This is a genomic window from Aeromonas popoffii (assembly GCF_037818705.1).
GTDB classification, from domain to species: domain Bacteria; phylum Pseudomonadota; class Gammaproteobacteria; order Enterobacterales; family Aeromonadaceae; genus Aeromonas; species Aeromonas popoffii.
Genome location: NZ_CP149129.1, coordinates 3,007,621 through 3,025,251, shown reverse-complemented (window position 1 = coordinate 3,025,251; position 17,631 = coordinate 3,007,621). Strand labels below are relative to the sequence as shown.

Below are 17,631 nucleotides of genomic sequence, written 5' to 3'. Positions count from 1 at the left end.
GAGTCAAAAACGGAACATCAAAAACGATACAGAGATCCAGTGGCCGCCTTAGAGCGCGCGCAGGGCGGCGAAGGCGGCGGCGAGTTTGTGGCCATCTTTCTGGCCCGGGGCACTCTCTACCCCGGAGTTGAAATCAAGGCCGAGGCAGCCGACCTCTGCCGCCTGCAGGGCATTGTCGGGATTTAGCCCGCCCGCCAGCATCAGTTTGCTCTTGTCGAGAGTGGCCAGCAGGCTCCAGTCGAACGCCTGACCTGTGCCGCCGCTCTGGCTGCCCACTTTTGTATCCAGCAGCAGGCGATCCGCCGGATAGTCGAGGGCGGGCAGCGGCTCGCCGCTTGTGATTCCAACGGCTTTCCAGATCTGGCAGCCCGCCGGCAGCAGCGGGCGCAGGTTGTCGATATAGGCGGCGTCTTCATCCCCGTGCAGCTGCACGGCTGCCAGTCCCAGAGCTTCCACCGTCTGGACTATGGTGGCGGGCATGGCGTTGCGAAATACCCCGACGTAACAGAGCGGCGCACCCGCCATCACGGCGCGGGCGGTGGGAATATCCACATAGCGCGGGCTTTTGGCCACAAAGATGAGGCCGCCAAACACCGCACCTGCCTGATGGGCGGCGGCGGCATCGTCAGCGCGGGTCAGGCCGCACACCTTGTTCTGGCCCAGTACCAGCTTGCGTACCGCGGCCTCCAGATCCGGTTCTGCCATCAGAGAGGATCCCACCAGAAAGCCCTTGGCGTGCTGGCGAAGGTCGGCCACCTGGGCACGGTGATTGATCCCGGATTCGCTGATCACCACCCGATCGCTCGGAGCTTTTTGTGACAAGATGTTGGCCAGCAGTTTGGTGCGGTTGAGATCCACGCTCAAATCGCGCAGATCCCGGTTATTGATGCCAATCACGGGGGCGCCGAGCGCAATGGCACGGGTCAGCTCCTCTTCGTTGCTCACCTCGGTCAGCACCCCGAGGCCGAGCGCTTTGGCCACCGCGAACAGGGCGCGATAGCCCTCGTCGGTGAGCACAGAGAGCATCAAGAGGATGGCGTCCGCCTGATAGTGGCGAGCCAGATAGACCTGATAGGGGTCAATCATGAAATCCTTGCACAGCACCGGCTGCTTAACGCGGGCGCGCACGCGCGGCAAAAAGGCTAAATCCCCCTGAAAGAACTTCTCGTCAGTCAGCACCGAGATGGCGGTGGCGTATTTGCCATAGATGTCGGCGATGGCCTCCGGGCTGAAATCATTGCGGATCAGCCCCTTGGAGGGGGAGGCCTTCTTGCACTCCAGAATAAAGCAGGTAGAGCCTGCCTTGAGGGCGCCGACGAAATCCCGATCGCTTGGGGTCAGCGCGCTCTGGAAGCTCTCCAGCGGCTGGGCCAGCTTGCGGGCGGCGACCCACGCCTGTTTGGCCGCCACAATTTTGCCGAGAATGGTCTGGTTGATGGAGGCCATATTCAGAAAGGCATGGGGGGCAATAAGGTCTGACATCTCGTTATCCTTGCGAAGCTGGCTCTTGCCCAGAGGGCGTTCTGAATGACTGCTGTGCGATGTGGTGGACATCATGCCTCCTGATGACTCAGGGTTGCCAGTTGGGTGGCCAGCTCTGCTGCCTTGCCGCTGGCCAGCACCGCCAGCACCTGTGCCGCCGCGCTCTTGAGATCCGCCGCCTTGCCCGCCATCAGCAGCAGCGGGGCCACGTTGGCGGCGATGGCGGCGTTGTGGGCCGGGGTGCCTTTCCCTGCCAGAATGGCGGCGGTGATGGCGCGGTTCTCTTCGGGTTCCCCCCCCTGAATGGCACTGACAGGATAGGTCTCGAGGCCAAAATCAGCCGGGGTGATCATGAATTCGCGGATCTCGCCGTCACGGATCTGGGCCACCTGGGTCGGGCCGTGGATGGCAATCTCGTCGAGCCCGGCGCCGTGCACCACCATACCGGTTTTCAGACCCAGCGCCAGCAGGGTTTCGGCGATGGGGCGCACCAGCTCGGGGGCATAGACCCCCATCAGCTGATAGGTGGGGCGGGCCGGATTGATGAGCGGCCCCAGCACATTGAACAGGGTGCGGGTCTTGAGGGCCTGACGCACCGGCATGGCGTGGCGCACGCCAGCGTGGTACTGGGGGGCGAACAGGAAGCAGATGCCGAGCTCGTCAAGACAATGGCGCGCCTGCGCCGGGCTCATGTCGAGCTTGATGCCCATCTTGTCGAGCAGATCGCTGGAGCCGGACTTGCTCGATACCGAGCGGTTGCCGTGCTTGGCCACTTTCAGGCCGCAGGCGGCGGCGACCAGTGCCGAGGTGGTGGAGACGTTGATGGTGTTGAGGCCATCGCCACCGGTGCCGACGATGTCGCAGAACTCGTAGTCCGGATGCGGGAAGTCGCGCGCCTCCGCCAGCAGGGCCTCGGCGGCACCGGTGATCTCCTCCGGGGTCTCCCCCTTGATCTTGAGGGCGGTCAGCAGACTTGCGAGCACTATGGGATCCACTTCGCCACGCACCACTTGCCCGAAGGCGTCGCGGGTACTTTCACGGCTCAGAGACTGACCCTGGTAGAGGGTGTTGAGATGATGATGCATAGGGTCTTCCTTACCGCACACTGCTAACTGGACGGGTGATATGGGCGAGCGCCTGAGTCAGCAGGCGGGCCCCTTCCGAGGTCATGATGGATTCCGGGTGGAACTGGAAGCCCAGCACCCGTTCATCCTGCTGCTCGATGGCCATAGGCATGCCCTGATAGTGGGCAATCACCGTCAGCTCCTCCGGTACATAGGTGGCGACCAGCGAGTGGTAGCGGGCCACCGGCAGCGGGCTCGGCAGACCGGCGAAGGCGCCGTGGCCGTTGTGCTCAATCAGGGAGCGCTTGCCGTGGACGATTTCACCCGCCGCGCCGACGGTGCCGCCGTAGGCTTCGCACAGGGCCTGATGGCCGAGGCAGATACCGAGGATGGGCACCTGACCACGGGCCAGCTTGATAAGATCAATCAGGCAACCCGCTTCATGGGGGGCGCCCGGCCCCGGCGAGAGCACCAGCACCGCATCCCCTTCGCAGGCGGCGATTTCGCTCATGATGCGGCTCGCTGGCAGGCTGTTGCGGTAGATCCGCACCGGATAACCGAGGGAGCGGAACTGGTCGACGAGGTTGTAGGTAAAGGAGTCGAAGTTATCGAGCAGGAAAATGTTAGTCATGGCTCACGTCCTTATGTTGCTCCTGCTGGGCGCTCAGGGCTTGCAGTGAGGTGCCATGGCTGGCGGCGATGGCGGCCAGCACGGCGGCCGCCTTGGCGCGGGTTTCATCCGCTTCGGCCTGGGGTTTGGAGTCATAGACCACACCGGCACCGGCTTGCACATGGGCCACGCCATCTTTGACAAACGCCGAGCGAATGACGATGCAGGTATCCATCTCCCCCGCGCCGTTGATGTAGCCGACGGCGCCGCCGTAGCTGCCACGGCGCTTGCCTTCCACCATGCGAATAAGCTCGCTGGCGCGGATCTTGGGGGCGCCGGTGAGGGTGCCCATGTTCATGCAGGCCTGATAGGCGTGCAGGGCGTCAAGGTCGGCGCGCAAGGTGCCGACCACCTTGGAGACCAGATGCATCACGTGGCTGTAGCGATCCACCTTGAGCAGCTCCTTGACGTAGCGGGTACCGGGCGCCGAGATACGGGCGATGTCGTTGCGGCCCAGATCCACCAGCATCAGGTGTTCGGCGACCTCTTTTTCATCCTGACGCAGCTCCAGCTCGATGCGGCCATCCAGATCCCGGTTGATGCTGCCATCCGGGTTCAACCCCCGGCGACGGGTACCGGCGATGGGGTACATCTCGACGTCGCGGCTGGCGGCGCAGAATTTCACCGCGCTCTCCGGTGAAGCGCCAAACAGGGTGAAGTTTTCATCCTGCAGGTAGAACATGTAGGGGCTGGGGTTGGTCTGCTTGAGGCGGCGATAGGCGGCCAGCGGGTTCGGGCAGGGCAGGGAGAAGCAGCGGGACGGCACCACCTGAAAGATGTCACCCCGGCGGATAAAGCCCTTGAGCTTCTCCACCTCGGCGCAGAACTGCTTGTCGCTCTTGTCCACGCTCATACCGCCGGTGAGGGCCGCCGTGGCCAGCTCGGCGCAGAGGGGTTGCTGGCAAAGCTGTTTGAAGTCGGTGAGCCGTTCGCTCAGGCGGGTATATCTGTCATCCACCTGGCTCTCGTCGCTGTCGCCGCCGAAGATGCAGGCGAGCAGTTGGGTAGAGCGCTCGATATGGTCGATGGTGATCAGGGTTTCGGCCACATAGAAGCAGTAATCGGGGCAGCTGTTGCTCCCCTCCGGCACCTCTGGCAGATCCTCAAAGGAGGCGATCAGGTCATAGGCGAAGCTGCCCGCCATGAACAGTGCTTCTTTACCCAGTTGGCACTGCAGCTCCTGTTGCAGGGTGCGCAGCACGTCCAGCACGCTGCTCCCCTTGAGGCGGCTGTCTTCATCCTGCTCCCGATCGGATGCCGGGAAGTCGAGCTGCAACTCGCCATCCACCAGAATCTGGCTGATGACTGCGGGCAGGCGCTCGGTCAGCAGGCTCTGCAACTGGGCACCATTGTCGTTCAGGGTGCGCACCCGCACGGTGCGACCACGGCACTCGATGCGCAGGCAAGCATCCACCAGCAGCAGGCTCTGTTTGCCCGCTTTGGAGTCGATCTCGACCGATTCCAGCAGCAGGTTGTTGGGGCGGCCCTCACAGAGCCGGGTGTAGAGCGCCAGCGGGTCGGCCACATAGGGGGCGTTGAGCTTGAGGGTATCGAATTCACCCAGGGGCAAGCGAGTCGTATTGACGGTCATAGTGCGTTCCCTTGCGTGTGATGTGTTTTACCGATGTTCATGACGTTGCATACCTTGAAAAAATGCCTTGGAATTTAAGTTGGTTTGGGCGGTTTCAGTAGGGTCGCCATCGCCAGGTCATTGCGCTTGTCTGAATTCTTGGTTTCATCACAGGTCCATTTGCCGGATAATAAAAAAGCCCGCTGGGGTCAGCGGGCTTTTTCTTTGGGTTCTTAATTTGCTGTCAGATTACAGGTACAGCAACGACCACACGCCCGCATGTCAGGGAGTGTGCCACCACCAGATGGTCAGGATGGAAGTCGTTTGCATGATAAAGTCCTGTAAAAAGAGGTTTGCAATGAAGTGCCTACAGAAAACGATAAAGCCGCGGCCAAGTCAAGTCGCTTTTTAGCCTTCTTTCACCGATGGTGACCTGATCATGAGAGCGGAATAACCTGATGAGATTCGATCTTCACTGTCATACCACTGCCTCCGACGGTGTGCTGAGCCCGGCCGAACTGGTGCGCCGCGCTGCCAAAAAACAGGTCGAGGTGTTAGCGGTTACTGACCACGATACCCTTGACGGACTTGATGAGGTGCGTCGCACCATCGAGGCCGAGCAGCTGCCGCTGCGACTGGTGAGCGGGGTCGAGATCTCCACTGGCTGGGAGCACCACGAAATTCATATCGTGGCGCTGGGGGTGGATGAAAAAAATCCGCAGCTGGTGGCATTTTTGGCGGGCCAACGGGCTCGCCGCGAGGCGCGCGCACTGGAAATTGGGCGCCGTCTGGAGAAGTGCCTTATCCCCGGCACCTATGAAGAGGCCAAGGCATTGGCCGGTGATGCTGCCGTGACCCGCGCCCATTTTGCCCGGGTGCTGGTGGCACGCGGGGTGGCCGACAACATGCAGAAGGTATTCAAAAAGTACCTGAGCCGTGGCAACAAGGGTTATGCCCCGGCCGAGTGGCCCGAGATGAGCGAGGCCATCATTGCCATTCACGCCGCCGGTGGGCTGGCGGTGCTGGCCCATCCCAGCCGTTACGATCTCACCGCCAAGTGGATCAAGCGGTTACTGGTGGCCTTCAAGGCGGCCGGTGGCGATGCCATGGAGGTGTCACTGCCCCAGCAGAGCCCGCAGGAGCGAGCCAACCTGGGCCAGTGGGCCAAGGATCACGACCTCTATATTTCGGTGGGGTCTGATTTTCACTTTCCCTCCAACTGGACCGAGCTGGGCCGCCACCTCTGGCTGCCCAAGGAGGGCATGCCGGTCTGGCTGGCCTATCCGGGCCACTTCGGCCTTACCACCGAGCAGCATACCGCCCTGCTGGCCAGTCGCTAGCAGAGGGTCGGCCGGTGGACCCCCGCTGTATGGGAGGGTAAACCGGCGTCAAACAGGTTAAGGTAGCGTCATGGGTCTGGAACCCGTGACCATGAAGCGGGCACCGCGCGTGCCCCTATCGCGAGAAGAGCATATGAGTCAGCATTTTTACGTACATCCGGAAAACCCCCAGGCCCGTCTGATCGGCCAGGCGGTACAGATCATCCAGAACGGTGGCGTCATCGTCTATCCGACCGATTCCGGCTATGCGCTCGGTTGCCAGATGGGTGACAAGGGGGCGCTGGAGCGCATCTGCCGCATCCGTCGCATTGATCCCACCCACGACTTCACCCTGGTGTGCCGGGATCTTTCCGAGATTTCCACCTACGCCAAGGTGGACAACACGGCGTTCCGCCTGGTCAAGGGCAACACGCCCGGGCCTTACACCTTCATCTTCAAGGCGACCAAGGATGTGCCGCGCCGCCTGATGAACGAGAAGAAGAAGACCATCGGTATCCGGGTGCCAGCCAACAACATAGCGCTGGCCCTGCTGGAAGCGCTCGGTGAGCCGCTGCTCTCTACCTCCCTGATCCTGCCGGGTTCAGAGATGACGGAGTTTGACCCGGAAGAGATCTTCGACAAACTGGGCAAGCAGCTGGATCTGGTGGTCAACGGTGGCTATCTGGGCGAGCAGCCCACCACGGTCGTGGATTTCTCCGATGACGAGCCGGTGCTGCGTCGTCGTGGCGCCGGAGACCCGACCCCGTTTGAGTGAGTCTGCCGACCCAGCGCCTGTGATGGCTCCGCCTATTTTGGGCGCAACGGGGGAGGGAGTCCCCCCCCAGGCCATCCCATCCCCCATCGCGCGCGTGCTGGGGCAGCCCTACAATGAGTTGCCCCAGGACTTGTTCATCCCGCCCGATGCGCTGGAAGTCTTCCTCGATACCTTCGAGGGCCCCCTCGATCTGCTGCTGTACCTCATCCGGCGCCAGCAGCTGGATATCCTGAACCTGCCGATCTTGCAGATCACCGCCCAGTACATGGAGTACGTGGAGCTGATGCAGGGGCTCAATCTGGAGCTGGCAGCGGAATACCTGCTGATGGCGGCCTGGCTGGCGGAGATCAAATCCCGCCTTTTGCTGCCCAAGGCCCCCGAGCTGGCAGACGAAGAGGAGGGAGAAGATCCCCGCGTCACGCTTATTCGTCGACTGCAGGAATATGAGCGCTTCAAAGTGGGCGGCGAGCGCCTCAATGCCTTGCCACGGGTGGAGCGGGAGATTTATATCGCCGCCGCCCTGCCGCCGGATTTTGGCTCTCTCAAGCCATTGACCCCGGATGTTTCGCTGGTTGAGCTCGCCCTTTACATGCAAAGTGTGGTAAAACGCGCGACTCATTTCGAACATCATCAGATCCGTCGCGAGCAGATCCCGACCCGGGTGCGCATGGCGGAGATCCTCGCCATGCTCTCGCTGGGCCAGACGTTGCGGCTGGAACAGGTGCTCAGAGCCGAAGAGGGGCGCATGGGGGTGCTGGTGACGTTTCTGGCCCTGCTGGAGCTGTGCAAGGAGTCCCTGATCTGGATCCTGCAGGCCGAGCCGCTGGGGCCGATCCATTTTGCCCTGGCGAGTCAAGATGAAAGCGGGGAGCGTGAACATGCACACTGAGTTGTTTTCTTTATCCCGAGCTTGCTGCCAGTCTGCCGGGGTGTGTGTGCATCTCCCGTTGGCACGCCAGCCTGATGCCATGCGCGGGGAGGGCAACCGTGGCGCTGCCCGCTGAACGACTCAAGACACTGATCGAGGCCGCGATCTTCGTGGCCGGGCGCCCGTTAACCGTGAGCGAGCTGAAAAGCGGTGTGCTGGCGGATTACCCCGTCACCGGCCGCTATGTGCAACTCTTGCTGGCGGAACTGCGACAAGATTACAGCGAGCGGGGGGTGGAGCTCAAAGAGGTCGCCTCCGGCTGGCGCTTTCAGGCGCGCCAGGAGTATGCCGAGGAGCTCTCCAGGCTCTGGAGCGAGCGGGCGCCCCGTTATTCCCGCGCCGTGATGGAGACGCTGACCCTGATTGCGTATCGGCAGCCCATCACCCGGGCCGAGATAGAAGCGATCCGCGGGGTGGCGGTGTCGAGCCAGATAGTCAATACCCTGAAAGAGCGTGGCTGGGTGCGCAGCGTCGGACACAAGGAGGTGGTGGGTCGCCCCGAGCTGCTCGCCACCACCCGGGAATTTCTGGATTATTTTAATCTGCAGAGCCTGGAGCAGCTCCCTGAGCTGGATCCTGAACTGCAATCCCCCTTGCCCGCGCTGCCGGTCGAGGGGAGCGAGACCTAGTCCGGGTCGCTGGCCTGTGCCAGCTGACCGGGCCTCTTGAACAGGAGGGCGTGTTGGATGACCTATACGGGATCCTGCATCGCCATCCCCTTGCCCGGCATGCCGGGGGAGGGCCGCGAGAGCTGGTCCACTGTGCTGGCATGTGCCAGCTGACCAGCTCTTTTGAGTATTGAAGCGTGTCGGATTGCCCGTACGGGGTGCGACACAGTAATAACCGTTGCCCGTTATGCTGGCGGGCAGCGATCAACAATCAGGTAACCCCGATGAGTGAAAAACTGCAAAAAGTGTTGGCCCGCGCGGGTCACGGCTCCCGTCGTGAGATGGAGGCCCTGATCACCGCAGGTCGGGTCAGTGTGGATGGCAAGGTCGCCACACTGGGAGATCGCGTCGAAGTGAACGCCGTGATCCGTGTCGATGGCCATACGGTCAAGACCCGTGCCGAGGAAGAGATGATCTGCCGCGTGCTGGCGTATCACAAGCCCGAAGGGGAGATGTGTACCCGTCACGATCCGGAAGGTCGTCCCACCGTGTTCGATCGTCTGCCCAAGCTGGAAAGCGCCCGCTGGATCGCGGTAGGCCGTCTCGACGTCAACACCTCCGGCTTGTTGCTGTTCACCACAGACGGTGAGCTGGCTAACCGCCTGATGCACCCGAGCCACGAAGTGGAGCGCGAATACGCGGTGCGTGTGTTTGGCGAGATCACCGAAGCCATGCTGCAGCGCCTGCGCAAAGGTGTGCAACTGGAAGATGGCATGGCCAAGTTCAACAAGATCAAACCGGCCGGCGGTGAGGGCCTGAACCAGTGGTTCAACGTCACCCTGACCGAGGGCCGCAACCGTGAAGTGCGCCGCCTGTGGGAATCCCAGGAAGTGCAGGTGAGTCGTCTGATGCGGGTGCGCTACGGCGACGTCACCCTGGATCGTGGTATCCCCCGTGGTGGCTGGCAGGAGCTGAAACTGCCGGATGTGAACTACCTGCGTGGTCTGGTGAACATGCCGCCGGAGACCGAATCCAAGGTCGATCTGCAGCAAGATGGCAAGAGCACCCGTCACAAGCAGGCCGCCCAGATCCGCCGCGCCGTCAAACGTCACAAGGATATGCAGGGCATGGAGCCGCGTGCACGCAGCACCACGGCCCGCCGCAAGCCGACTTCCTCCACCCGCAACTCGGGTACCGGCAGCAAGTAAGCGTTGTGATGGCTCTCATGGGTTCGCCCAAGAAAAGGCCCGCCTCTTTGGCGGGCTTTTTGTTGCTGCAGTTTGCTGCTGAGTATTCCAATGGCTCCTTTGCTGAATGAAATTGCCCGGCAGATCCGCTGCGGGGGAGGGGCAAGGTTGCTCTGCCACTGCGGGCTTGTTAGCCTTTGTGGCACAGATACAGGAGATAATAATGAGCAAGGTACTTGATGAGCTGCTGGCACTGCTGGCGCTCGAGAAAATCGAGGAGGGCCTGTTTCGGGGCCAGAGTCAGGATCTCGGTCTGCGGGCCGTGTTTGGCGGACAGGTAATGGGGCAGGCCTTGTCAGCCGCCAAGCAGACGGTGGCCGCCGATCGTCAGGTGCACAGTTTCCACTCTTACTTCCTGCGCCCCGGTGATGCCAATCGTCCCATCATCTATGACGTGGAGAATATCCGTGACGGCCAGACCGTCTCTACCCGCCGGGTCAAGGCCATTCAGGGCGGCAAGCCGATCTTCTATCTCAACGCCTCCTTCCAGGTCGAGGCCGAGGGGTTCGAGCATCAGATCAGCATGCCGGCGGGGATCACCCCGCCCGAGCAGCTCAAGAGCGAGTTGGAGCTGGTGCGTCCCTACGAGCAGCAGATCCCGCCGATCCTGCGTGACAAGATCATGTGCGAGAAGCCCATCGAAATTCGCCCTGTGACCCTGGTCGATCCGATCCGGCCGGATGTACACGAGCCGCTGCGCCACGTCTGGTTCAGGGCCAATGGCCAGATGCCGGACGATCAACGGGTCCACAAGTATTTGCTGGCCTATGCCTCCGATTTCCACTTCCTGTTTACCGCCCTGCAGCCCCATGGCGTCTCGTACTGGGAGCCGGACATGCAGGTAGCCACCATCGATCACTCCATGTGGTTCCACCGGGATTTCCGGCTGGATGACTGGCTGCTCTACGTGGTGGACAGCCCGAGCGCCAGTGCCGGTCGCGGTCTGGTGCGCGGCCAGTTCTTCACCCGCGAGGGGATGCTGGTGGCGAGCACGGCGCAGGAGGGGGTGATCCGTCGGCGCGGTTGACCTCACATATCAGCCATAAAAAACGGGAGCCGATGGCTCCCGTTTTTTATGTGTTTGCTTGCCGTATCAGGCTGCGTCCTGCTCGGTGCTGGGCATGGTTTCCCCGTTCTGGGCGAAACGGTTGGCCCACAGGGCAATGACGCCATCACCGGTGACGTTGCAGGCGGTGCCGAAGCTGTCCTGCGCCAAATAGAGGGCGATCATCAGGGCGATGGAGGCTTCACCGAAGCCGAGCATGGAGGTGAGCAGGCCCAGCGCCGACATGACGCCGCCACCCGGTGCACCCGGCGCGGCTATCATGATGACGCCCAGCATCATGATGAAGGGCAGCATGGTGTCTACGCCCGGAATGGCCAGGTGCTCGGAGAGGAACATGACGGCGGTGGCACAGGTCACCAGCGTGATGGTGGAGCCACACAGGTGGATGGTGGCGCACAGGGGCACGGTGAAGTTGGCGATGCCATCGCTCACGCCGTTGTTCTTGCTGGCTTGCAGGGCAACCGGAATGGTAGCGGCGCTGGACATGGTGCCCAGGGCGGTGAAGTAGGCGGGGAGCATGTTCTTGATGAGCATGGCGGGTGAGCGACCCAGCGCCAGACCCGTGCCAACGAACAGCACCGAGAGCCAGAGCCAGTGCATGACGATGGCCATCACCAACACCACGCCAAAGGTCTTCAGGGTGGCGAAGACGGTTCCTTCCACTGTCATCTCGACAAAGACACCGGCGATGTAGAACGGCAGCAGCGGGATGATCACCTTGGCCAGCAGGCGGTCGATGATGTCACGGCCCTGATCGGCGACGCGGCGCATATCGGTGGCCTGGGTAGCGCTGACGCCGATGCCAAAGATAAAGGCGGCGGCCAGGGCAGACATCACGCTAAACAGCGGCGGGATCTCCAAATTGATGTAGGAGGCGAGTTTGATCGCCTCGGCCGAGGTGGGCTCGGCAGCGCTGGTCAGTTGCGGGATCAAGTGGCTCGCCACGGTAAAGGCAAACAGCCCCGCCAGAATCGTGGAGCAGTAGGAGAGTGCCACGGTTTTACCCAGTAGCTTACCGGAGTTTTTTGGCAGGCTGGCGATGCCGCTCATGATGAAAAACAGGATGATGAGCGGAATGGTGAAGGTGATCAGCTGACCTATGACTATCTTGGCCGTAAACAGCACGCGTGCGACCCATTCAGGGGCGTAGAGACCTAGCAAGAGACCGGCCAGGATGCCGGCAACCAGTTTGAGGACAAGTTTCATAAGTAAATCCAGGTGTTAGTGTCTGATTTGTTATTTGATTTTGATTTTAATGCCGCTTTTTAACACAAACGCCGTATCTTGTCTGCCATCAGCTGGTTAACTTAGAGTTAAATATTGTTATCTGGATGATGGATCACGGGGGATGGGCCCCTTGAAGCGACGGCGGCGATATTGATTCCTGGTGGGGGCGAGATCGGGGAGGCGGATCAGCAGGGCATGTAACCAGCGGCCGTGCTCGGTATCCTCGCTGCACCAGATCTGATGCAGGCCAAATGGCAGGGGGGCGATCAGTTGTTGCAGGCGGGTCTCATCGAGGCGGGTCTGCAGCGGGTATTCATCCTGTGAGGGAGCCACGGCGCAGCGGTGCTCGCCCTCGTCATAAGGGAAGGAGCAGTAGAGCGGCGCCTGGGGTTTGAGCAGGCCGGCGAGATGCATCAGGGCGGGGGCAAGCTCTCTCTCGGCCAGGCAGGGCAGCGAGCCGCAGGCCCAGATGCCGTCAAAAGGCAAGGCGCTGTGCATCTGCTCGAGGCGACAGACCCGCACCGGCTGGCCACCGCGGCGCGATGCCAGCCTGGCCTGGGCCAGACTGGCATCCAAGGCGGTGACCATGAGACCTTGTTGCCGGAAAAAGAGCAGATCCTCACCCGCGCCGCAGCCCGCTTCCAGCAGATGAGCCCCGCTTGCCAACAACATCAGAAAGCGCTGACGGGCTGACAGGGTGTCTGGATCCGCCACAGATGGCAGACTGGGGGGGGCATCATGATGGGGCAGTGGCAATATGGACATGGCAGGCACCTTCTTTCGGGGGCGCTACTCTAGCAAATTTGGCGGCGGGCTACCAAAGAGTCGTGCTGCAAACCAGCACTGCCTGGCAGGAGAGCGGGTCAGTGATGGTGTGGGGGAGCAAGGAGCGCTGGCCAGCTCCGGGTCCAAGGCTATTGCTGGTGGGCAGGATTGGCACTGATTTGTACCAGCACCACCTTGAGAAAGCTGTGCAGCTTGTCGAGGGAAGCCGGCTCCTGTTCGGCGATTCAGGCGTTGAGCTGATGGGAGTGCGGTTGGCACAGCGCCTCCTTGTTCTTGAAGTGCCAGTAGATGGCGTAACCCGCAGTCGGTATCTTCGCAAGCTCTCCAGACCGACTTCTAGCTGGCGTAGTTCCGCGATGAGCAAGGCGTGAACAGCTACATGACCCGGCTCGACGCCCAGCGCTTGTTGTTCAATGCCAAGCAGAGCCTGATCCGCACCCGTTTGGTCCAGCTGACCAATCAGGCGGCACTCTACAAGGCCATTGCAGGTGGGCGGTAAATGCCCAACACCGGCAAGACAAGCGAGCACCAGCAGTAGCGATCACTTCCTATTTTGGGTTATCCTAACGCAGCAGGGCGAACCATAAGGTTCGCTTTTTTTTTGTGCAAGATCATATACATATGGCACCACAATGACATAATGCGTCGTGTTCTATCGAGTACAGGCCCTAGCCCCTGCTTTCAACGACATTGCGTCATACCTGAACGGATGGCGGTACGTCAAGATAGCCGTTGCACTGCCCTCAACCTTCGACTCCTTATGGAGCTGTTCATCTTGGGGCTTGTCACCAGACTTGGTGAGTAAAAAGTTTATTTTTGCATTTAAAATCAAAGAAATGGCAATCTAACAAGTGAAAGGTTGGCCGCAAATTGCTCTCGCCTTATATAAGCAAAGAGCGGGAAGGGAAAGAAGGTGAGCTGGGCCGACGTTTTCCCCGCAACATGGGCAAATCTGACGGTGCAACAGGTTGCTAAAGGCGTTAGAATCCACCGCTGTTGTTGAATTGGGATAGCTCAATAAGATAGGTTCGAGCATCACTGTCTTATCGAACAGTTATTTAGCAACGTAGTCGGCAAGAACAGTGACCGCGACCTCACAAGCTGGAGGACATGATGGCCAACAGCACACACATTCTGGTTAAAAGCAGCATACTGGGAGCTGTAACTCAGGGGCGGTAGCTTATCGAAACTTCCTGATTAGCGTGAGATATCAGCCTGTCAGACACACTCAATTTTTCCTCCATTCGTTTTTCGTTAGCCGAAAAGAATTAAATTTTTCTATTAATTTTCAAGAGTATACCTATGAAAATCCTTGTCACTGGTGGCGCTGGCTTTATCGGTTCGGCGGTTGTTCGTCATATCATCCGGGATACCAACGACTCAGTTATCAACCTCGATAAACTCACCTATGCGGGCAACCTGGAATCCTTGGCCAGTGTCGCAAACAGTGAACGTTATGCCTTTGAGCAGGTGGATATCTGCAACCGCGCCGAGGTGGATCGAGTGTTTGCCCTGCATCAACCGGATGCAGTCATGCACCTGGCGGCGGAGAGCCATGTTGATCGCTCCATCACCGGCCCCGCCGACTTCATCGAGACCAATATCGTCGGTACCTACATGCTGCTGGAGGCTGCTCGTGCCTACTGGAACGGGTTGGACGAGGTGCGCAAGGCTGCCTTCCGCTTCCACCATATCTCCACCGACGAGGTGTATGGCGATCTGCCCCATCCGGATGAAGTAGCTGCCGGTCATCCCTTGTGGAATAAGCCATTGCCGCTCTTTACCGAAACCACCCCCTACGCACCCAGCAGCCCCTATTCTGCCTCCAAGGCCTCCAGCGATCATCTGGTGCGCGCCTGGCGCCGTACCTACGGCCTGCCTACTATCGTCACCAACTGCTCCAACAACTACGGCCCGTATCACTTCCCCGAGAAGCTGATCCCGCTGGTGATACTCAATGCGCTGGATGGCAAGCCGCTGCCGGTCTATGGCAAGGGCGACCAGATCCGTGACTGGCTCTATGTGGAAGATCACGCGCGCGCGCTCTACAAGGTGGTGACTACTGGCTTGGTCGGCGAGACTTACAACATTGGCGGTCACAACGAGAAGCAGAATTTGGACGTGGTACATACCGTGTGTGATCTGCTTGACGAGATGGTGCCAAAAGCGGGCTCTTACCGCGATCAAATCACCTATGTGGCGGATCGCCCCGGCCACGATCGCCGCTATGCCATCGATGCGAGCAAGATGAGCGCAGAGCTGGATTGGCAGCCAGAGGAGACTTTCGAGTCGGGTATTCGCAAAACCGTGCAGTGGTATCTGGATAACCAGCAGTGGGTGAACAACGTCAAGAGCGGCACCTACCAGTCCTGGATTGAGAAGAATTATGGGGAGCGTGCCTGATGCATATTCTGCTGTTTGGCAAAAACGGTCAGGTAGGCTGGGAGCTGCAACGTGCACTGGCCCCGCTGGGCCGCATCACCGCCGTCGATTTTGACTCTGCCGACTATTGTGGCGATTTCAGCAACCCGGCTGGCGTTGCCGAGACAGTGCGGCTGGTCAAGCCGGATGTGATTGTCAATGCTTCTGCCCATACGGCGGTCGACAAGGCAGAGAGCGAACGGGAGTTTGCCGAGCTGCTCAATGCGACCAGTGTGACGGCGATTGCCAAAGAAGCTGAAGCATTGGGTGCCTGGTTGGTGCATTACTCTACCGACTATGTGTTCGATGGCAGCGGTGAGCGCCCCTGGGTGGAAACCGATGCGACCGCCCCGCTCAACGTCTACGGTGAAACCAAGCTGGTAGGGGAACAAGTCGCCGCCCTCTGCTCACGTCACCTGATTTTGCGCACCAGCTGGGTCTACGCCGCCCGTGGCGCCAACTTTGCCAAGACCATGCTGCGTTTTGGCAAAGAGCGTAGCGAGATGTCAATCATCAATGACCAGTTCGGCGCCCCGACCGGTGCCGAGTTGCTGGCCGATTGCACCGCCCATGCGATCCGCGTGGCGCAGAGCAAACCCGAGGTCGCCGGGCTGTACCATCTGATAGCCTCCGGTACCACCACCTGGTTTGACTACGCCCAGCTGGTGTTTGCCAAAGCCAGAGAGGCAGGCGTTGAACTGGCGGTCACGCAACTCAATGCGGTGCCGACCAGCGCCTTCCCGACCCCGGCCAAACGTCCCCATAACTCCCGCCTTGATACCGGCAAATTCCAGCGCACCTTCGATCTGGTGCTGCCGGACTGGACGGTCGGTGTGGAGCGGATGTTGACCGAGATCCTCGGCAAGTAAATTACTGGCCAGGGATGTATTGAATGCATCCCTGGCTGGCAGGGATAAAACAGAAAGGTGTGGCCGCAAACCACCCTTTTCTTTTGCAATTTAAAAATAAGAAACAAGCATCATGACTAAACGTAAAGGCATTATTCTGGCCGGTGGTTCAGGCACCCGGCTCTATCCAGTCACCATGGCAGTGAGCAAGCAGCTGTTGCCCATCTATGACAAGCCGATGATCTACTATCCGCTCAGCACCCTGATGCTGGCCGGTATTCGCGATATTTTGATCATCAGCACCCCGCAAGATACTCCTCGCTTTGAGCAATTGCTTGGGGATGGGAGCCAGTGGGGGCTGAACCTGCAATACAAGGTCCAGCCAAGCCCGGACGGGTTGGCACAAGCCTTTATTCTGGGTGAAGAGTTCATCGGGTCAGACCCCTGTGCGCTGGTGCTGGGGGACAACATCTTCTACGGCCACGACTTGCAGAAGCAACTGGAGGCGGCTGCGGCCAAAGAGAGTGGCGCCACTGTCTTTGCCTACCACGTGCACGACCCCGAGCGCTATGGGGTCGTGGAATTTGATAAAGAGGGAACCGCGATATCTCTGGAAGAGAAGCCGTTGGAGCCCAAGAGCAACTATGCGGTCACCGGCCTCTATTTCTACGACAACAGTGTGGTGGAGATCGCCAAGAGCCTGAAGCCATCGCCGCGTGGTGAGCTGGAAATCACCGATGTGAACCGTATCTACCTGGAACAAGGCAATCTGTCGGTGGCGATGATGGGCCGTGGCTATGCTTGGTTGGATACCGGTACCCATGAAAGCCTGATTGAAGCGAGCAACTTTATTCAGACCATCGAGACCCGTCAGGGGTTGAAAGTTGCTTGCCCGGAAGAGATCGCCTATCGCCAAAAGTTTATCAATGCCGACCAGGTCCGTGAACTTGCTGCACCGTTGGCAAAGAATGCGTATGGCCAATATTTGTTAAAAATGGTGGCCAAAGCCTGATTTGATATGTGGGGAGGGAATATGCTCCCCACATAAATATTGAATTACATGTGGATAGACAGATGAATGTAATCAAGACAGCAATCCCTGACGTGCTTATTTTTGAGCCAAAAGTATTTGGTGATGAGCGTGGTTTTTTCTTTGAGAGTTTCAATCACAAGTTGTTTGAAGAGGCGGTAGGATATCCGGTTAACTTTGTGCAGGATAATCACTCGAAATCTTCAAAAGGGGTATTGCGCGGCTTGCACTATCAGTTGCCGCCTCATGCCCAGGGCAAGTTGGTGCGTTGTGTAGCTGGTGAAGTGTTTGATGTGGCGGTAGATATCCGAAAAAGCTCACCGACCTTTGGACAATGGGTTGGAGTACGCCTGTCCGGAGAAAGCAAGCGACAGTTGTGGATCCCGGAAGGATTTGCACATGGTTTCGTAACACTGAGCGATAGCGCTGACTTTTTATATAAAACGACAGATTATTATCATCGTGAGAGTGAAGGTTCTATCTGCTGGAATGACCCTGATATTAATATTAGCTGGCCTATTGATGGCGCCTTTTTATCAGAGAAAGATCAAGTTGCAAAAACATTTTTAGAATATAGCTTGGCGACTTAA

Annotated in this window: 16 protein-coding genes and 1 pseudogene; 11 read left to right on the top strand and 6 right to left on the bottom strand. The window is 59.5% G+C overall.

Annotation, left to right across the window (positions count from 1 at the left end; all coding sequences use genetic code 11):
* Positions 1–48 precede the first annotated feature (48 nt).
* From trpCF to WJM78_RS13725, 4 genes are read right to left on the bottom strand one after another with little or no spacing between them, the layout of a single operon-like run.
* Complete coding sequence (gene trpCF / locus WJM78_RS13740; RefSeq protein ID WP_339009906.1) at positions 49–1,557, bottom strand: bifunctional indole-3-glycerol-phosphate synthase TrpC/phosphoribosylanthranilate isomerase TrpF; 1,509 nt, start codon at positions 1,555–1,557, stop codon at positions 49–51.
* Positions 1,554–2,567: an anthranilate phosphoribosyltransferase gene (gene trpD, locus WJM78_RS13735; RefSeq protein ID WP_212514286.1), complete on the bottom strand. Its 1,014-nt coding sequence runs from the start codon at positions 2,565–2,567 to the stop codon at positions 1,554–1,556. The genes trpCF and trpD overlap by 4 nt, the downstream gene beginning before the upstream one ends.
* A gap of 10 nt (positions 2,568–2,577) precedes the next feature.
* Complete coding sequence (locus WJM78_RS13730; protein WP_005347355.1) at positions 2,578–3,177, bottom strand: aminodeoxychorismate/anthranilate synthase component II; 600 nt, start codon at positions 3,175–3,177, stop codon at positions 2,578–2,580.
* Complete coding sequence (locus tag WJM78_RS13725; RefSeq protein ID WP_339009904.1) at positions 3,170–4,807, bottom strand: anthranilate synthase component 1; 1,638 nt, start codon at positions 4,805–4,807, stop codon at positions 3,170–3,172. The genes WJM78_RS13730 and WJM78_RS13725 overlap by 8 nt, the downstream gene beginning before the upstream one ends.
* Before the next feature lie 437 nt (positions 4,808–5,244).
* Here WJM78_RS13725 and rnm point away from each other — a divergent pair, with 437 nt between their 5' ends.
* The 6 genes from rnm (at position 5,245) to tesB (ending at position 10,690) form a co-directional block, all read left to right on the top strand.
* Complete coding sequence (rnm, locus tag WJM78_RS13720) at positions 5,245–6,126, top strand: RNase RNM (RefSeq protein ID WP_339009903.1); 882 nt, start codon at positions 5,245–5,247, stop codon at positions 6,124–6,126.
* 133 nt (positions 6,127–6,259) lie between these two features.
* Complete coding sequence (locus WJM78_RS13715; protein WP_042036617.1) at positions 6,260–6,880, top strand: L-threonylcarbamoyladenylate synthase; 621 nt, start codon at positions 6,260–6,262, stop codon at positions 6,878–6,880.
* A gap of 22 nt (positions 6,881–6,902) precedes the next feature.
* Positions 6,903–7,769, top strand: coding sequence for a ScpA family protein (locus tag WJM78_RS13710; protein ID WP_339009901.1), 867 nt, complete (start codon positions 6,903–6,905; stop codon positions 7,767–7,769).
* 98 nt (positions 7,770–7,867) lie between these two features.
* Positions 7,868–8,437, top strand: coding sequence for an SMC-Scp complex subunit ScpB (gene scpB, locus WJM78_RS13705; protein WP_108536380.1), 570 nt, complete (start codon positions 7,868–7,870; stop codon positions 8,435–8,437).
* A 263-nt stretch (positions 8,438–8,700) separates the two neighbouring features.
* On the top strand, positions 8,701–9,624 hold the full coding sequence (gene rluB / locus WJM78_RS13700; protein WP_042036354.1) for a 23S rRNA pseudouridine(2605) synthase RluB: 924 nt from the start codon (positions 8,701–8,703) through the stop codon (positions 9,622–9,624).
* 202 nt (positions 9,625–9,826) lie between these two features.
* Entirely contained in the window at positions 9,827–10,690 is an 864-nt protein-coding gene (gene tesB, locus WJM78_RS13695; protein WP_339009899.1) for an acyl-CoA thioesterase II, read from the top strand.
* A gap of 66 nt (positions 10,691–10,756) precedes the next feature.
* Here tesB and WJM78_RS13690 read toward each other — a convergent pair whose 3' ends face one another.
* Complete coding sequence (locus WJM78_RS13690; RefSeq protein ID WP_339009898.1) at positions 10,757–11,935, bottom strand: dicarboxylate/amino acid:cation symporter; 1,179 nt, start codon at positions 11,933–11,935, stop codon at positions 10,757–10,759.
* A gap of 117 nt (positions 11,936–12,052) precedes the next feature.
* Complete coding sequence (locus tag WJM78_RS13685; RefSeq protein ID WP_422388452.1) at positions 12,053–12,625, bottom strand: class I SAM-dependent methyltransferase; 573 nt, start codon at positions 12,623–12,625, stop codon at positions 12,053–12,055.
* A 469-nt stretch (positions 12,626–13,094) separates the two neighbouring features.
* On the opposite strand from WJM78_RS13685, the pseudogene WJM78_RS13680 reads away from it, so the two are divergent.
* From WJM78_RS13680 to rfbC, 5 genes and pseudogenes are all read left to right on the top strand, one after another.
* Positions 13,095–13,241: pseudogene (locus WJM78_RS13680) on the top strand (multidrug transporter); the annotation flags it as partial.
* A gap of 803 nt (positions 13,242–14,044) precedes the next feature.
* Positions 14,045–15,145, top strand: a complete 1,101-nt coding sequence (rfbB, locus tag WJM78_RS13675) for a dTDP-glucose 4,6-dehydratase (protein WP_339009896.1) — start codon at positions 14,045–14,047, stop codon at positions 15,143–15,145.
* Complete coding sequence (gene rfbD, locus WJM78_RS13670) at positions 15,145–16,032, top strand: dTDP-4-dehydrorhamnose reductase (protein ID WP_339009894.1); 888 nt, start codon at positions 15,145–15,147, stop codon at positions 16,030–16,032. The genes rfbB and rfbD overlap by 1 nt, the downstream gene beginning before the upstream one ends.
* Positions 16,033–16,144: 112 nt before the next feature.
* Entirely contained in the window at positions 16,145–17,023 is an 879-nt protein-coding gene (rfbA, locus tag WJM78_RS13665; protein ID WP_339009892.1) for a glucose-1-phosphate thymidylyltransferase RfbA, read from the top strand.
* Positions 17,024–17,085: 62 nt separating this feature from the next.
* Entirely contained in the window at positions 17,086–17,631 is a 546-nt protein-coding gene (gene rfbC / locus WJM78_RS13660; protein ID WP_339009891.1) for a dTDP-4-dehydrorhamnose 3,5-epimerase, read from the top strand.

What these genes read in the sequence shown, in the direction of transcription:
- trpCF (WP_339009906.1), bottom strand. Translation starts at nt 1,557, where the DNA reads ATGATGTCCACCACATCGCACAGCAGTCATTCAGAACGCCCTCTGGGC.
- rnm (WP_339009903.1), top strand. Translation starts at nt 5,245, where the DNA reads ATGAGATTCGATCTTCACTGTCATACCACTGCCTCCGACGGTGTGCTG.
- rluB (WP_042036354.1), top strand. Translation starts at nt 8,701, where the DNA reads ATGAGTGAAAAACTGCAAAAAGTGTTGGCCCGCGCGGGTCACGGCTCC.
- WJM78_RS13730 (WP_005347355.1), bottom strand. Translation starts at nt 3,177, where the DNA reads ATGACTAACATTTTCCTGCTCGATAACTTCGACTCCTTTACCTACAAC.
- rfbD (WP_339009894.1), top strand. Translation starts at nt 15,145, where the DNA reads ATGCATATTCTGCTGTTTGGCAAAAACGGTCAGGTAGGCTGGGAGCTG.
- tesB (WP_339009899.1), top strand. Translation starts at nt 9,827, where the DNA reads ATGAGCAAGGTACTTGATGAGCTGCTGGCACTGCTGGCGCTCGAGAAA.
- trpD (WP_212514286.1), bottom strand. Translation starts at nt 2,567, where the DNA reads ATGCATCATCATCTCAACACCCTCTACCAGGGTCAGTCTCTGAGCCGT.
- WJM78_RS13715 (WP_042036617.1), top strand. Translation starts at nt 6,260, where the DNA reads ATGAGTCAGCATTTTTACGTACATCCGGAAAACCCCCAGGCCCGTCTG.
- WJM78_RS13690 (WP_339009898.1), bottom strand. Translation starts at nt 11,935, where the DNA reads ATGAAACTTGTCCTCAAACTGGTTGCCGGCATCCTGGCCGGTCTCTTG.
- WJM78_RS13725 (WP_339009904.1), bottom strand. Translation starts at nt 4,807, where the DNA reads ATGACCGTCAATACGACTCGCTTGCCCCTGGGTGAATTCGATACCCTC.
- rfbC (WP_339009891.1), top strand. Translation starts at nt 17,086, where the DNA reads ATGAATGTAATCAAGACAGCAATCCCTGACGTGCTTATTTTTGAGCCA.
- WJM78_RS13710 (WP_339009901.1), top strand. Translation starts at nt 6,903, where the DNA reads ATGGCTCCGCCTATTTTGGGCGCAACGGGGGAGGGAGTCCCCCCCCAG.
- rfbB (WP_339009896.1), top strand. Translation starts at nt 14,045, where the DNA reads ATGAAAATCCTTGTCACTGGTGGCGCTGGCTTTATCGGTTCGGCGGTT.
- rfbA (WP_339009892.1), top strand. Translation starts at nt 16,145, where the DNA reads ATGACTAAACGTAAAGGCATTATTCTGGCCGGTGGTTCAGGCACCCGG.